Origin of the sequence: Micromonospora inositola, from assembly GCF_900090285.1 — a bacterium.
In the GTDB taxonomy this organism is placed as follows: domain Bacteria; phylum Actinomycetota; class Actinomycetes; order Mycobacteriales; family Micromonosporaceae; genus Micromonospora; species Micromonospora inositola.
Map to the genome: position 1 here is coordinate 3,309,889 of NZ_LT607754.1, position 14,938 is coordinate 3,324,826.

Annotated in this window: 15 protein-coding genes and 1 pseudogene; 11 read left to right on the forward strand and 5 right to left on the reverse strand. The window is 72.1% G+C overall.

The genetic code is table 11. From position 1 onward, the window contains the following. Window positions 1–38: 38 nt before the first annotated feature. Window positions 39–236, reverse strand: coding sequence for a hypothetical protein (locus tag GA0070613_RS15880; protein ID WP_089013018.1), 198 nt, complete (start codon window positions 234–236; stop codon window positions 39–41). Between the two features lie 324 nt (window positions 237–560). Here GA0070613_RS15880 and GA0070613_RS15885 point away from each other — a divergent pair. The 3 genes and pseudogenes from GA0070613_RS15885 to GA0070613_RS15895 form a co-directional block, all read left to right on the forward strand. After that, a pseudogene (locus tag GA0070613_RS15885) lies at window positions 561–2,174 on the forward strand (ComEC/Rec2 family competence protein); the annotation flags it as partial. Between the two features lie 244 nt (window positions 2,175–2,418). Beyond that, a complete protein-coding gene (gene holA / locus GA0070613_RS15890) occupies window positions 2,419–3,399 on the forward strand; it encodes a DNA polymerase III subunit delta (RefSeq protein ID WP_089013019.1) in 981 nt (326 codons plus the stop codon). Between the two features lie 14 nt (window positions 3,400–3,413). Then, entirely contained in the window at window positions 3,414–3,875 is a 462-nt protein-coding gene (locus GA0070613_RS15895) for a hypothetical protein (protein WP_231929833.1), read from the forward strand. A 70-nt stretch (window positions 3,876–3,945) separates the two neighbouring features. On the opposite strand, the gene rpsT is transcribed toward GA0070613_RS15895, so the two are convergent. Together rpsT and GA0070613_RS15905 are read right to left on the reverse strand one after the other, a co-directional pair. Next, the gene (gene rpsT, locus GA0070613_RS15900) at window positions 3,946–4,212 is read right to left on the reverse strand and encodes a 30S ribosomal protein S20 (RefSeq protein WP_089013020.1); all 267 of its coding nucleotides are present in this window, start codon (window positions 4,210–4,212) and stop codon (window positions 3,946–3,948) included. Window positions 4,213–4,325: 113 nt separating this feature from the next. Next, window positions 4,326–5,336, reverse strand: a complete 1,011-nt coding sequence (locus GA0070613_RS15905) for a phosphotransferase (RefSeq protein WP_089013021.1) — start codon at window positions 5,334–5,336, stop codon at window positions 4,326–4,328. A 78-nt stretch (window positions 5,337–5,414) separates the two neighbouring features. On the opposite strand from GA0070613_RS15905, the gene GA0070613_RS15910 reads away from it, so the two are divergent. From GA0070613_RS15910 to GA0070613_RS15950, 8 genes are all read left to right on the forward strand, one after another. Further along, window positions 5,415–5,951 carry a DUF4240 domain-containing protein gene (locus tag GA0070613_RS15910; RefSeq protein WP_089013022.1) on the forward strand — a complete coding sequence of 179 codons (537 nt, stop codon included), beginning with the start codon at window positions 5,415–5,417 and terminating at the stop codon, window positions 5,949–5,951. Between the two features lie 119 nt (window positions 5,952–6,070). Next, window positions 6,071–7,948, forward strand: a complete 1,878-nt coding sequence (gene lepA / locus GA0070613_RS15915) for a translation elongation factor 4 (protein WP_089013023.1) — start codon at window positions 6,071–6,073, stop codon at window positions 7,946–7,948. A 318-nt stretch (window positions 7,949–8,266) separates the two neighbouring features. Then, window positions 8,267–8,554, forward strand: coding sequence for a GlsB/YeaQ/YmgE family stress response membrane protein (locus tag GA0070613_RS15920; RefSeq protein WP_089013024.1), 288 nt, complete (start codon window positions 8,267–8,269; stop codon window positions 8,552–8,554). A gap of 265 nt (window positions 8,555–8,819) precedes the next feature. After that, the gene (locus GA0070613_RS15930; RefSeq protein WP_089013026.1) at window positions 8,820–9,104 is read left to right on the forward strand and encodes a GlsB/YeaQ/YmgE family stress response membrane protein; all 285 of its coding nucleotides are present in this window, start codon (window positions 8,820–8,822) and stop codon (window positions 9,102–9,104) included. Window positions 9,105–9,325: 221 nt separating this feature from the next. Further along, the gene (locus tag GA0070613_RS15935; protein ID WP_089015973.1) at window positions 9,326–10,618 is read left to right on the forward strand and encodes a sugar ABC transporter substrate-binding protein; all 1,293 of its coding nucleotides are present in this window, start codon (window positions 9,326–9,328) and stop codon (window positions 10,616–10,618) included. Next, entirely contained in the window at window positions 10,615–11,601 is a 987-nt protein-coding gene (locus GA0070613_RS15940) for a carbohydrate ABC transporter permease (protein ID WP_089013027.1), read from the forward strand. The genes GA0070613_RS15935 and GA0070613_RS15940 overlap by 4 nt, the downstream gene beginning before the upstream one ends. Next, entirely contained in the window at window positions 11,598–12,428 is an 831-nt protein-coding gene (locus GA0070613_RS15945; RefSeq protein ID WP_089013028.1) for a carbohydrate ABC transporter permease, read from the forward strand. Before GA0070613_RS15940 ends, GA0070613_RS15945 begins: the two co-directional genes overlap by 4 nt. A gap of 45 nt (window positions 12,429–12,473) precedes the next feature. After that, entirely contained in the window at window positions 12,474–13,118 is a 645-nt protein-coding gene (locus GA0070613_RS15950; protein WP_089013029.1) for an MOSC domain-containing protein, read from the forward strand. A gap of 43 nt (window positions 13,119–13,161) precedes the next feature. On the opposite strand, the gene GA0070613_RS15955 is transcribed toward GA0070613_RS15950, so the two are convergent. Next, window positions 13,162–14,025, reverse strand: coding sequence for a hypothetical protein (locus tag GA0070613_RS15955; protein WP_172875829.1), 864 nt, complete (start codon window positions 14,023–14,025; stop codon window positions 13,162–13,164). A gap of 107 nt (window positions 14,026–14,132) precedes the next feature. Further along, a complete protein-coding gene (locus GA0070613_RS15960; RefSeq protein ID WP_089015975.1) occupies window positions 14,133–14,927 on the reverse strand; it encodes an enoyl-CoA hydratase-related protein in 795 nt (264 codons plus the stop codon). Between the last annotated feature and the right edge of the window lie 11 nt (window positions 14,928–14,938).

Below are 14,938 nucleotides of genomic sequence, written 5' to 3' on the forward strand. Positions count from 1 at the left end.
AGCGCCTTGCTGGGGAGCGGGGCGCTTTTCCATGTCGGTCATCGCGCGGCCACCGCCGGAGCGAACACGGCTCGCAGCTTGGCCACCTGATCGGCGGACAGGTCCGGAGCCCGGTTCACCACTGCGGCCACGGCACTGGCGAGGTGCGCCTGACTGGCGATTTCCTTACGCCGGTCCGGGGAGAGGCTAGCGGCGCGGGCGCGGCCGGCACGGGACGCGCGCTCGGTGGTGGACATGGGCATTGGATTGCTCCACTCAACAAAGGGATTGTGAGTGGGCTCTCTGTCGGCGCTAACCGATTCCTAGCCCTGCCGGATGCGCGCTCCGGAACGTGCGCCATACGAGGGGAGCCGCATTCCGGTTTGCTAGCCGGCCTAGCGTCCGCCGTGGCGGAAGGGTCCGTTCCCTGCTCTGCCTCCAATGTAGCAAGCCGCTAACGCAATCCGCTATTACTAAATTGTTAGTAAGTCTCCATTCCTACGCAATTCTTAGTGTGTTCTTAGTAAGTGGGTGCCCGTGAGCAGGGCAGACACCGAAGGTTCTTAACCCGCCTTGGTTGCGGTGTGACCCACCTGAACGCGGTCTCCGGCTCGAACGTCGCCATCGTGGTCGGCGCGGTGCTGCTGCTCGCCCGCTGGGCCCGGGCCGGTCCCCGGACGGCCGTCGTGGCGTGCGGGCTGGCCCTGATCGGCTTCGTCATCCTGGTTCGACCGTCGCCGAGCGTGGTCCGGGCCGCCACCATGGGGGCGATCGGCCTGGCCGCGCTCGCCGCCGGCCGACCCCGGGCCGCGCTGCCTGCCCTCTGCGCCGCGGTCACCGTGCTGGTGCTGGTCGACCCGGAGCTGGCCGGCGACGCCGGCTTCGCCCTGTCCGTGTTCGCCACCGCCGGGCTGCTGCTGCTCGCCCCCGGCTGGCGGGACGCGCTGCGTCGTCGGGGCGTACCGGTGGGGCTGGCCGAGGCGCTGGCGGTGCCGGCGGCCGCCCAGCTCACCTGCGGCCCGGTGGTCGCCGGCATCTCCGGGACGGTCAGCCTGGTCGCCGTGCCCGCCAACCTGCTGGCGGTGCCGGCCATCGCACCGGCCACCGTGCTCGGCGTCGCCGCGGCCGTGGTGTCGCCGGTCTGGCCGGCGGGAGCCGAGTTCGCCGCCTGGTTGGCGAGCTGGCCGGTCCGCTGGCTGGTGACCGTGGCCGGGTACGGGGCGGGGCTGCCGGCCGGGACCCTGCCGTGGCCCGGCGGGCTGACCGGGGCGCTGCTGCTGGCCGGGCTCACCGTGGCGCTGCTGCTCGCCACCCGGCGACCGCTGGTCCGGCGGCTCGTCGCGGTGTGCGCCGTCGCGGTGGTGCTCGGCACGCTGCCCGTCCGGCTGCTGGCCGGCTGCTGGCCACCGCCCGGCTGGGTGGTGGTGGCCTGCGCGGTGGGGCAGGGCGACGCGCTGGTGCTGCCGGTCGCCGCCGGTCGGGCGGTGGTCGTCGACGCCGGCCCCGACCCGGCCGGTGTGGACGGCTGCCTGCGCCGGCTGGGCGTACGCGAGGTGCCGCTGCTGGTCGTCAGCCACTTCCACGCCGACCACGTCGGCGGGGTCGCCGGGGTGTTCCGGGGCCGCCGGGTGGCGGGCGTGCTCGCCCCACAGTGGTCGGAGCCCGCCTTCGGGGTGTCCCAGGTACGCGTCGCCGCACTGGCCGGTGCGGCGGGCCTGCGTACCGCGCCGGTGGGCTGGAGCTGGCGGGCCGGGGAAGTGGAGCTCGTGGCGCTCGGGCCGCCGTACCCGCTGCGGGGCAGCCGGTCGGATCCGAACAACAACTCCCTGGTGCTGGCCGCAACCGTGGCCGGGGTGCGGATCCTGCTGCTCGGCGACGCCGAGACCGAGGAGCAGCGGGCGTTGCGGGAGGCGCTGCCGTCCGGGGCGTTCCGGGCCGACGTGCTGAAGGTCGCCCACCACGGCTCGGCGTACCAGGACCCGGAGTTCCTCGACGCGGTCCGGCCGTCGGTCGCGCTGGTCTCGGTCGGTGTGGGCAACGACTACGGACACCCCAACCCCGGGCTGCTGACCCGACTGTCCCGCGCCGGCGCCCGGGTGCTGCGGACCGACATCGACGGGGACGTCGCGGTGGTGCGGGACCGGCGCGGACTGGCGGTGGTGGCCCGCGGCACCCGACCGGGACGGCAGCCGTGACGCGTTCCGGTGCGCGGGGCTGCTGGCGCGATCGTCCTGGCGTCCACGCCCCCGGTCCGTCGCAGCCGTCACCTTCTTTGGCGAAGCAGGCAGGCGGGCCGCCCGGACGGAGTGGCCGACCAATCGAGGCAGCTTGTTGCGGTAGCAGGTGGGTCGACTCAAATGTCGGGATTGGCGCTGAGTGCGGGCTGCGCCGTCACAGTCGCCGATGACCAGGCACGATCCGGTCGAGGGCCGTGCGAATATGGGCGGCGTGACCCCCGCCAGCCTGCCTCCTATTCTGCTTGTCCTCGGCGACGAGGAGCTGCTCGCCACGCGAGCGGTCAGCGACACCGTCGCCAAGGCGCGTGCCGTCGACCCGGACGTGGACGTCCGGGAGTACCAGGCCGGCGCCCTGGCGGTGGGGGAGATCGCCGAGATGCTCAGCCCGTCGCTGTTCGGCGGCCGCCGGGTGCTCGTGCTGCGCGCCGGGCAGGACGCCCGGAAGGACCTGGTCACCGCGCTGCTGGCGTACGCGAAGAACCCCGACCCCGAGGTGCAGCTCGTCGTGCTGCACCTCGGCGGCGCGAAGGGAAAGGCCTTCGCCGACGGGCTGCGCGCGGCCGGCGCGACCGTGGTGCCGGCGGCGAAGCTGAAGGGGCACCGGGAGCGGGCGGCCTTCGTCCGGGACGAGATCCGCCGGGGTGGCGGCCGGTGCACCGACGACGCCGCCGAGGCGCTCATCGCGGCCGTCGGCACCGACCTGCGGGAACTGGCCGCCGCCTGCTCGCAGCTCATCGCCGACACCGACGGCCGGATCGGGGCCGACACGGTGGCCCGCTACTACCGCGGCCGGGTCGAGGTGACCGGCTTCACCGTCGCCGACGCGACCATGGTCGGTGACGTCCCCGCCGCGCTGGAGGCGCTGCGCTGGGCGCTGCACGTCGGCGTCGACCCGGTGCCGATCGCCGACGCGCTCGCCGACGGCGTACGCACGGTGGCCCGGGTGGCCTCCGCCGGCCGAGGCACGCCGTACCAGCTGGCCAGCAGCCTCGGCATGCCGGCCTGGAAGATCGAGCGGGCGCAGCGACAGGGGCGGGGCTGGACGCCGGAGGGCCTGGTGCACGCGATGCGCGCCGCCGCCGAGTGCAACGCGGCCGTCAAGGGCGGCGCCGACGACCGGGCGTACGCGCTGGAGCGGGCGGTCTTCTCGGTCGCCGCCGCCCGGCGGGGCGGCGCCCGGTGACCCGATCCCCCCGTATGGGCTGGGCGACGGTCCCCACCGACCAGGAGCGGTACCGGCCGCTGTACGCCCGGGTCCTCGCGCTGCGCTTCGTCAACCCGGGCGGGGTGCTGTGCTTCCTCTTCTTCGAGGGCTCCGTCGCGCTCGCGGTGCTGCTCGCCCTCGCCGAGCTGGTCACCTGGTGGGCGGTGCTGGTGCTGCCGGTCGCGGTGGCGGCGATGGTGAAGCTCAACGACCTGGTCGCCGAGGTGGTGGTCCGCACCGCGGCGCTGGTGCCGGAGCAGGAACGCGACCGGTTCCGCCGGCAGATGGAGCCGGTGGTCGGCCGGGCCCGGGTGCCGTCCGCCCCGCGCGCACTCCCCGGCGTGGTCCTCGGCTCCGACCCGACGCTGCGCGCCGCCCGCCCCGGCGACCAGGTCGCCCGGTACGACGAGGGCGCCTCATGGACGGACCCGGTCCGGCGCGACCCGACGCGCTGACCGCGGATACGCAGACAGCCGGAAGCCCCGGGTCAGTGCCCGGGGCTTCCGGCAGATCTACAGGCGCTCGTCAGGCCGAGAACGAGGCGACGCGCTTGGCGATCGCCGACTTCCGGTTCGCCGCCTGGTTGCCGTGGATGACGCCCTTGCTGGCGGCCTTGTCCAGCTTGCGGGCGGCGTCACGCATGAGGGCGGTGGCCTTCTCGGCGTCACCGGCCTCCGCAGCCTCGTTGAACTTGCGGATGGCGGTCTTCAGCGACGACTTGACCGACTTGTTACGCAGCCGGCGCTTCTCGTTCTGCCGGTTGCGCTTGATCTGGGACTTGATGTTCGCCACGCGACAGCCTCGTCTTGATAGCTCGGTTTGGTCTGCTTCCACGCACGACGAGCAGGCGTCATCGCTGCGCGAAGAGCCAGGTTACCAGGTCGGCCGGAACGAGCCAAAACGGCTCAGCCCCAGCTCCGCCGGGCGGCCAGCCAGCCGAGCGCCTGGTCGCCGCTCCACCGCTGGTGGGCGCGGATGTGCGGCGACGCGGAGGACGGGCCGGCGGCCGCGCTGGTGAGGAGGTACCCGGACAGCGCGGCCAGGGTCACGTCGAGCGCGTCCGGCGGCGCGCCGGCCGCCGCCGGGTGGGTGGCGAAGGCCAGGTCCGCGTCCAGGCCGCTGGCGTACCCGGTGATCAGCAGGCTGGCCAGGTCGAACCAGGCCGGCCCGTGGCAGAGCCAGTTCCAGTCGCAGATCCAGGCCCGGCCGGTGGTGTCGATCAGCACGTTGTCCACCCGCAGGTCGCAGTGGATCAACCCGGTCGGCGGGTGGCCCGACCCGACGGGCGGGGCGTCCGCGTACGCCGGGAGGCGGGACTCGAGGGCGACCAGCTCCGGCAGCCGCGCTCGGGCCCACGGCGGCAGCTCCGGTGCCGGCTCCCGGCCGGCGGTCACCTCGCCCCAGCAGAGGATGTCGTCGCGGGCCAGGTCGGCGAGGCGGGGCAGCCCGAGCCCGACGAGCGCCGGGGGCGGGTCGGCGAGGGCTGCCGCGACCTCGGCGTACGCGGCGAGGGTGGCGGCCAGCTCGCCCGGGTCCCAGGGCAGCCGGGGCGGGGCACCGTCGACGGCGTCGAGGCAGACCGCGTACCAGCCGGCCTCGGTCAGCGTCCACCGGGGCCGGGGGACCGGCAGGCCGGCGGGGAGCCGGGCGAGGACGGCGGCCTCGTGGGCGTACCAGTCGACCAGGTGCCGCTGCCCGGTCAGCGAGGCCGCTTTCAGGAAGGCCCGCGTGCCGTCGGCGGTCTCCAGCACCGCGGCGAAGCCGCGGGTGAAGCCGGCGCCGGCCACCCGTACCGCGACCGGCGGGCCGCCGAGCCGGGCCGCGACCGCGTCCCGCAGGCCGGCGGGCAGCGCGGCCCAGTCGGGGCGGACGGCGGTCGCGTCGTGCGGCACCGGGGGCAACGAGATCGCGGGCACCCGCCCATGCTGCCCGACCGGCGGCCGCCCGGTCGTGCCGGCCGTCGGGTGTCGGTCGGCTCTGCCAGACTGCCAGCCATGCGGACCGACGACTTCTGGCAGCTGATCGACCGGGCCCGGGAGGGCGGCGGGGGCGAGCCCGACGCCATCGCCGCCCGGGCGGTCGCCCTGCTGGCCGAGCGGGACCCGGAGGACATCGTCGGGTACGCCCACCACCAGCGGCGGGTGCTCGCCGCGTCCTACCGGGTGGACCTGTGGGGCGCGGCCTATCTGATCAACGGGGGCGCCTCCGACGACGGCTTCGAGTACTTCCGCGGCTGGCTGATGGCCCAGGGCCGGGCGGTGTTCGCCGGGGCGGTCGCCGACCCCGACTCCCTCGCCGAGCTGCCCCGGGTCCGGGCCGCCGCGCTCAGCGGGGAGGAGTTCGAGTGCGAGGACATGCTCGCGGTGCCCTGGGAGGCGTACCGGAAGGCGACCGCGGCCGAACTGCCCGCGGACCGCGATCCGGTGCCCGTGCCCGACCTGAACGACTTCTGGGACTTCGACGACGAGGAGGAGGCCCGTCGCCGGCTGCCCCGGCTCGCCGCTCTCTTCGTCGAGCCGCCGGAGGAGTGACCGGTCCGGGCTTCGGCGGCACCCAGGAGTGATCGGACCGCGTCCGGAGCGACGTGGGAGCATAGAGGGGGCCGGCGGCGTGCCGGCCCGCTCACGTCAGCCGACCAGAACGGACCGCTGTGCCACCGACGCTCGATCCCGGCGCGAACGCTCCTGGTGCCACCGACCCGGCGCGCATCAGGAACTTCTGCATCATCGCCCACATCGACCACGGGAAGTCGACCCTGGCCGACCGGATGTTGCAGCTCACCGGCGTGGTCGACCCGCGGCAGATGCGCGCGCAGTACCTCGACCGGATGGACATCGAGCGCGAGCGCGGCATCACCATCAAGAGCCAGGCGGTCCGCATGCCGTGGACCATCCGGGAGGGTGACCGGGCCGGCGAGCAGGCCGTGCTCAACATGATCGACACCCCGGGGCACGTCGACTTCACCTACGAGGTGTCCCGGTCCCTGGCGGCCTGCGAGGGCGCGATCCTGCTGGTCGACGCCGCGCAGGGCATCGAGGCGCAGACCCTGGCCAATCTCTACCTGGCGCTCGAGAACGACCTGCACATCATCCCGGTGCTCAACAAGATCGACCTGCCGGCCGCCCAGCCGGAGAAGTACGCCGAGGAGCTGGCCCACCTGATCGGTGGCGACCCGGCGGACTGCATCAGGGTCTCCGGCAAGACCGGCGAGGGCGTGCCGTACCTGCTGGACGAGATCGTCCGGCAGTTCCAGCCGCCGGTCGGCGACGCGGACGCGCCCGCCCGGGCGATGATCTTCGACTCGGTGTACGACGTCTACCGCGGCGTGGTCACCTACGTCCGGGTGATCGACGGGCGGATCAGCGCCCGCGACCGGATCAAGATGATGTCTACCGCCGCCGTGCACGAGCTGCTGGAGATCGGCGTCATCTCGCCGGAGATGGTGAAGGCCGACGCGCTCGGCGCCGGCGAGGTGGGTTATCTGATCACGGGCGTGAAGGACGTCCGCCAGTCCCGGGTCGGTGACACGATCACCATCAACTCCCGGCCGGCGACGGAGGCCCTGGGCGGCTACAAGGACCCGAAGCCGATGGTCTACTCCGGCCTCTACCCGATCGACGGGTCCGACTACCCGAACCTGCGCGAGGCGCTGGACAAGCTCAAGCTCAACGACGCCGCGCTCGACTACGAGCCGGAGACGTCGGGGGCGCTCGGCTTCGGCTTCCGCTGCGGCTTCCTCGGCCTGCTGCACCTGGAGATCATCCAGGAGCGGCTGGAGCGGGAGTACAACCTCGACCTGATCTCCACCGCGCCGAACGTGGTCTACCGGGCCATCACGGACGACGGTCAGGAGATCGTCGTGACCAACCCGAGCGAGTACCCCACCGGCAAGATCGCCGAGGTGTACGAGCCGACGGTGCGGGCCACCGTGCTCACCCCGAACGACTACGTGGGCGCGGTGATGGAGCTGTGCCAGGGCCGCCGGGGCAGCCTGCTCGGCATGGACTACCTCTCCGCGGACCGGGTGGAGCTGCGCTACACCCTGCCCCTCGCGGAGATCATCTTCGACTTCTTCGACCAGCTCAAGAGCCGGACCAAGGGCTACGCCTCGCTGGACTACGAGCCCTCCGGCGAGCAGGCCTCCGACCTGGTCAAGGTCGACATCCTGCTGCACGGCGAGCCGGTGGACGCGTTCAGCGCGATCGTGCACAAGGACAAGGCGTACAACTACGGCGTCACCATCGCGGCGAAGCTGCGCAACCTGATCCCGCGCCAGCAGTTCGAGGTGCCGATCCAGGCCGCCATCGGCAGCCGGGTGATCGCCCGGGAGACCATCCGGGCGATCCGCAAGGACGTTCTCGCCAAGTGCTACGGCGGTGACATCAGCCGGAAGCGGAAGCTGCTGGAGAAGCAGAAGGAAGGCAAGAAGCGGATGAAGATGGTGGGCCGGGTGGAGGTCCCGCAGGAGGCCTTCATCGCCGCCCTCTCCTCCGACTCCGGCGACGGCAAGGCTCCGGGCAAGAAGTAGTCCGACTCCGTTCGCACAGGCACGGCCGGCGCCCCGCCGGAGCGACCCGCACCCGGGTCCTCCGCGCGGGGCGCCGGCCTTTCGCGGTCGTAGCGTCGATGAATTTTCCCGGTCCGGGGCGCCGGCGCCGGACCAGCCGGTAGCCGCTCCTACCTGCATGATCGAGCCCTTGGGCCGAATCGACGCGGGGCCGGACATCGACGTTCCACAACCTGAGGGCGATTGAGTCGGTTTGAATTTTCGGCCGGTCGGGCACTTAGCGGTCACGACAGGAACCACACAGACCGTGTGAAAAACTTCTTGAGAAGGAGGGCGACCGTGGAGCTCACCGTGTGGGGCATCATCACCGCCATCGTTGTTGGTCTCATCGTCGGCGCTCTGGGCCGCCTGGTCGTTCCGGGTCGCCAGAACATGCCGATCTGGCTGCACATGCTGATCGGTATCGGTGCCGCGCTGCTCGGTACGGTCATCGCGCGGGCAGTGGGCATCGCGACCGAGACCGCCGGTATCGACTGGATGGAACTGCTGGTCCAGGTCGTGGTGGCCGCCATCGCCGTGGCCCTGGTGGCCGGCGTGGGCCGTCGCCGCAGCGTCTCCCGCTACTGACACACCCTGAACCGCTGAAGCGGGCGCCCGACCGGAAGGTCGGGCGCCCGCTTCGCGTCGTGCCCCGGGTCCAGCCTCTCAGGCATGACGCTTACCGCCCACATGCCGTCCACCGGCGCGTCGAGGGCAGTGAAAGGCCTGTTCAGGGCCTTGTCGCGCCGTTCGTCACGGGAGTCGGTTTGGTTTTTCGGCCGGTCGGGCACTTAGCGGTCACGACAGGAACCACACGACATCGTGTGACTCGATTACTGAAGGAGGAGCGACCGTGGAGCTCACCGTCTGGGGCATCATCACCGCGCTCATCGTTGGTCTCATCGTCGGCGCTCTCGGCCGCCTGGTCGTGCCGGGCCGTCAGAACATGCCGATGTGGCTGCACATGCTGATCGGCGTCGGCGCCGCGCTGCTCGGCACGATCGTCGCCCGCGCCTCCGGCTTCGCCGACACCGCCGGCATCGACTGGCGGGAGCTGCTGCTGCAGGTCCTGTTCGCCGCGATCGCCGTGGCCCTGGTGGCCGGCGTGGGGCGTCGCCGGAGCGTCTCCCGGTACTGACCCGCTGAACCGCTGACGCGGGCGCCCGACCGGAGGGTCGGGCGCCCGCGTCGTGCGTGCTGCCCCTGACGTCCGCGACCTGCCCGGACGGCACGCTTGCCCCCGCCCCCGCCCCCTGCGATACGGTCGCCTCGCCCGGCTACCCCCTGTCGTAAAGGATTTTTTCCTACTAGGGTGCGGCGGAGAAGGTTAGTGCCAAACGGCGCGAGGGAGATATGGGCGTGAACAGGTGGAAGCGGCTGGCGCCGGTCACCGCCATCGTGGCCTCGGCCGCGATGGTGCTCTCCGGGTGCGGTGGTTCGGGTGACGACGACCAGGCGGCGGACAACAGCAAGCTGACGGTCTGGATGATGGGCGAGGGCGGCGACGCCCAGACCAAGTTCCTCGACGGAGTCGAGACCGAGTTCAAGAAGAAGCACCCCGAGACGGACGTGGTCGTCCAGTACATCCCCTGGCTCGAGGCCCCGAAGAAGTTCCAGGCGGCGCTCGCCGGTGGCGAGGGGCCGGATATCACCGAGCTCGGCAACACCGAGACCCAGGGCTGGGCGGCGCAGGAGGCCCTCGCCGACGTCACCGACAGGTTCGGCGGCTGGTCCGAGGGCAAGGACATCCTTCCCGACCTGGTCAAGAACGCCCAGCTCGACGGCAAGCAGTACGGCGTGCCGTGGTACGCCGGCGTGCGGGCCATCTACTACCGCACCGACTGGTTCGCCGAGGCCGGCGTGAAGCCGCCGACGAGCTGGGACGAGCTGGTCGCCACCGCGAAGGCCGTCCAGGCCAAGAAGCCCGGCACCTACGGCATCGCCCTGCCCGGCAACTCCGAGCTGCCGTTCTACTCCTTCCTCTGGGCCGCCGGCGGCGACATCGCCACCAAGCAGGGCGACACCTGGAAGTCCGGCTACAACACGCCGGAGGCGCAGAAGGCGGTCAAGTTCTGGACCGATCTGGTCACCGTGCACAAGGTCGCCCCGCCGGCCGCCGCCGGCTGGAACGAGGTCGACGCGCGGACCCAGTTCGCCACCGGCAAGGCGGCGATGGCGTTCGCCGGCAGCTGGCAGGGCGGCGCGATGAAGAAGGACAACCCGGAGATCGAGAAGGTGTGGGGCACGTTCCCCATCCCCGGCCCGGACGGCAAGCCGGCCCCGGCCTTCGCGGGCGGCTCCGACGTCGCCCTGTGGAAGGACAGCAAGCGGCAGGACCTGGCCTGGGACTACCTGACCGTGCTGCTGAGCAAGCAGAAGGACCAGGAGTTCGCCAGCAGCCTCAACTTCTTCCCGGTCTACCAGGATCTGGTCGGTGGCGGTAACTACGCCAGCGACAAGGTGATGGCCGCGTTCGCCACCACCATGCAGAACACCAAGCTGACCCCGCTCACCCCGAAGTGGGTCGAGGTCAGCCGGACCAAGACGGTGACCCAGGCGATGAACAGCTCGGTCATCAAGGGCCAGAAGACGGTCGAGAAGGCCACCGCCGACGCGGCCACCGAGATGGAAAGCATCCTCAACGCCAAGTGACCACGCTGACCAAGGCCACCGGCGAGGCCGCCGCGCGGGAGACCCCCGCGCGGCGGCCTCGCCGCGTCGACCACCTGCCGTACCTGCTGCTCCTGCCCTGCCTGGTGATCATCGGGGTGCTGCTGCTCTGGCCGCTGGGCCAGGTGGTGGGCATGTCGTTCTACAAGCTGGACAGCGTCCGGCAGCTGCGCGGGGACCGCGAGTGGCCGTGGGTGGGGTTCGCCAACTACGCGCAGATCCTCGGTGACCCGTTCTTCCGTACGGTGCTGCGCAACACGGTGCTCTTCGCCGCGGCGAACGTGGTGCTGACGATGATCCTCGGCACCCTGGTCGGGCTGCTGCTCAACCGGCTCGGCAAGCGGATGGCCACCTTCGTCGCCAGCTGCGTGATGCTGGCCTGGGCCACCCCGGCGCTGACCGGCACCATCGTCTGGAAGTGGATCTTCGACGACACCAGCGGCCTGGTCACCTGGCTGTTCAACAAGCTCCCGGACGGGCTCTCCACCACGCTCTTCGGACGCAGCGACTGGACCGGCTACGGCTGGTTCAACGACCCGCTGCTGTTCTTCTCGATCCTGACCCTGGTGGTGGTCTGGCACTCGTTCCCGTTCATCGCGGTCAGCGTGCTGGCCGGCCTGAAGAGCGTGCCGAGCGAGCTGCAGGAGGCCGCCCGGGTGGACGGGGCCGGGCCGTGGCGGGTCTTCTGGTCGGTCACCTTCCCGACCCTGCGACCGGTCTTCGGCATCCTGGTGGTGCTGTCCACGATCTGGGACTTCAAGGTCTTCACCCAGCAGTTCGTGCTGGCCGGCGGCACCCAGGACCGGCCGACGTTCATGCTCTCCATCTACTCGTACGCGGAGGCGTTCTCACCGCCGCCCAAGTACGGCCTCGGCGCGGCGATCGCGGTCATCCTCACCCTGATCCTGCTCGTGGTGACCGGTGTCTACGTCCGCATGGTGCTGCGGCAGGAGGACGAGTCGTGAAGAAGTTCGCCCTCAACGGCGCCGGCCTGCTGGTCGCGCTCTTCGCGGCCTTCCCGGTCTACTGGATGATCGCCACCTCGCTCAAGCCGAACCGGGAGATCTTCTCGGCCACGCCGCGCCCGGTGCCGGCGGAGCCCACCCTGGAGCACTACCGGGAGATCCTCACCGGCAACCTGATCCCGGGCGTGACGTTCGCCGACTTCTTCCTCAACAGCGCGCTGGTCGCGCTGGCGACGGTGCTGCTCAGCGGGCTGGTCGCACTGCTCGCGGCGACCGCGGTGGCCCGGTTCCGGTTCCGGCTGCGCACCACCTTCCTGATCCTGCTGCTGGTGGTGCAGATGATCCCGCTGGAGGCGCTGGTCATCCCGCTCTTCCTGATGATCCAGCGCCTCGGGCTTTACAACACGCTGCCCAGCCTGATCCTGACCTACCTCGGCTTCTCGCTGCCGTTCGCGGTGTGGATGCTGCGCGGCTTCGTGGCGGCGGTGCCCAAGGAGCTGGAGGAGGCGGCGGCCATCGACGGCGCGAGCCGGGCCCAGACCTTCCGGCGGATCCTCTTCCCGCTGGTCGCCCCGGGGTTGGTGGCCACCAGCATCTTCTCCTTCATCACCGCCTGGAACGAGCTGATCTTCGCGCTGACCTTCGTCAACGACCAGGACAAATACACCCTGCCGGTGGCGATGACCTTCTTCTTCGGGCGGGACGACACCGCCTGGGGGTCGGTGATGGCGGCCTCGACGCTCTTCACCCTGCCGGTGATCGTCTTCTTCCTGCTGGTCCAGCGCCGGATGGTCTCCGGGCTGGTCGCCGGCGCCGTCAAGGGCTGATCACGCCGGTGTCCCGTACGCTTCCGCCCGACTAGGCTCACGGCCATGACGGGCAGGCTGGCGGCGGTGAACCTCGGCGTGGTCACCGAGGCGGAGTGGGCGGGCGACCCGAGCGGTCGCAGCGGCATCGACAAGCGCCCGGTCGACGGGCCGGTGCTGCTGCACGTCGACGGGGTGGCCGGCGACTTCATCGGCGAGCGGGCCCACCACGGCGGCCCCGACCAGGCCGTCTACGCGTACGCCGAGGAGGACGCCGAGTGGTGGGCGACCGAGCTGGGCCGGGGCATCCGGCCCGGCGGCTTCGGCGAGAACCTGACCACGTACGCGGTGGACGTCACCGGGGCGGTCATCGGCGAGCAGTGGGCGATCGGCGACGCGCTGCTCCAGGTGACCAAGCCGCGCACGCCTTGCACCACCTTCGCCGGCTTCTGGGGAATGCCCGACCTGATCAAACGGTTCACCGCGCGGGCCGCGCCCGGGGCGTACCTGCGGGTGCTGCGGGAGGGTGAGGTCGGCGCCGGCGACACGGTCGAGGTGGTGGCGCGCCCGGCGCACGGGGTGACCATCGGCCAGGTGTTCCGGGCGATGAGCCTGGAGCCGGAACTGCTGCCCCGGCTGCTGGACGCCCCGGAGCTGCCCGAGCCGATCCGGGAGAAGGCCCGCCGCCGGCTCTCCGGCAGGCGCCCCTGACCCGGCCGCCCGCGTCGCCCCGACCCGCGCGTCGCGGGTCGGCCTACGTGTCGGCGAAGACCTCCGCCAGCACCTGGGTCGGTGCCGTCCGCCCGTCGGCCACCTTGGCCCAGGTGCCCTGCTCGGCGGTCCACTCCAGGCCGCCGAAACGGACCCGTTTCACGCCGTGGTCGTCGGCGTGCGACACCAGCCAGTGCGCGTACCGCCAGCCGTTGCGGCTGTCCGGCGCCGACACCGCCAGCCCGGTCAGGTCGGTCGGCGAGGCGACGCCCGGCAACCCCCAGTCCAGGGTCAGCCCCTGGATCAACGCGGCCGCGGCGACCTGGCCGCGCATCGTCGGCGTCGGCCCGACCGTGCAGGCCACCGCGCCGGTCGCGTGGCCGAGCAGCGCGCGGGTGAGGACCTGCGACTCGTCCGCCCACTTCTGGTAGGCCTCGGGATAGGCCGACCGCTGCACCCGCTGGGCGGCCTCGGTGACCCGCATCTCCTCCCAGCCCCGAACCTTCTTCAGGGCCGCGTAGAACCGGTTCGCCGCGTACCGCGGGTCCTGGATGTCCTCCGCGGTGCCCCAGCCCTGGCTCGGGCGTTGCTGGAACAGGCCGAGCGAGTCCCGGTCGCCGTGGGCGAGGTTCTTCAGGTGCGACTCCTGGTACGCCGTCGCCAGCGCCACCACCACGGCCCGCTCCGGCATCTTCCGCTGCACGCCGATCGCGGCGATGGTGGCCGCGTTGGCCATCTGGTCGGCGCCGAGCACGACCCGGCCGTCGGCCTGGACGGTGCAGATGCGGCTGGCCGTCGGGAGGCGGAGCTGATGCCCGACGTGCCGGACCACGAACCAGATCCCGAGGACGGCGACGACGGCCACTACCACACCGGCTGCCCCGATTGCCCGAGTTCGCACCCGCACCCCCTGTTCGACAGTCCGCCAAGCGTACGTCCCCCGCCGCGCCGCCCGGGTCGTCCGACCGGTTGCCTCCCGTTCCGTCACCAACCGGCCACCCGGAGCGTTCGTGCTCAGTCGCCGGCGTCCCCGGTCGGCACCCAGGCCGCGGCCCTCTTTTCGCGGAAGGCGAGCACGCCCTCCCGGCCTTCGGCCGAGAGGAAGTACCCGGTGGAGAGGGCGGCCAACTCGGCGATCTCGGTGCGCAGGTCGGTGGCGGCCGGCCGGCGCAGCAGCTCCTTCGCGCCCGCCAGGGCCCGCGGCGCACCCCGGACCAGCGAGTCGCGGTAACGCGCCACCGCCGCGTCCAGCCCGTCCGCCGGCACGGCCGCGGTGACCAGGCCGATCTCGGCGGCCCGGCGGCCGTCGAAGGTGTCCCCGGTCAGGTACAGCTCGGCGGCGGCCCGGGGCTGCAGCCGGGGCAGCACGGTCGCCGAGATGACCGCCGGGATCACCCCGATCCGCACCTCGGTGAAGGCGAACGTCGCCTCCTCGGCGCAGACCGCCAGGTCGGCCGCGGCGATCAATCCCAGCCCACCGGCCCGCGCCGGCCCGGCGACCTTCGCCAGCACCGGCTTCGGGCACTCCCGCACGGCGACCAGCACGTCGCCCAGCATCCCGGCCGGCACGGTGCCGCTGGCGTACGCGGCGGCGGTCTCCTTCAGGTCGGCGCCGGAGCAGAAGACCGGGCCGGTGTGGTCCAGCACGACGGCCCGGACCGCGTCGTCGGCGACCGCCGCGGCCAGCCCGGCCAGCAGCTCGGTCATCAGCGGGGTGGAGAGCGCGTTGCGGTTGTGCGGGCTGTCCAGGGTGAGGGTGGTCACCCCACGGGCCGTGGCGACCCGCACGAGAGCGTCCGGAGAGGTCATGCCGGGCACAC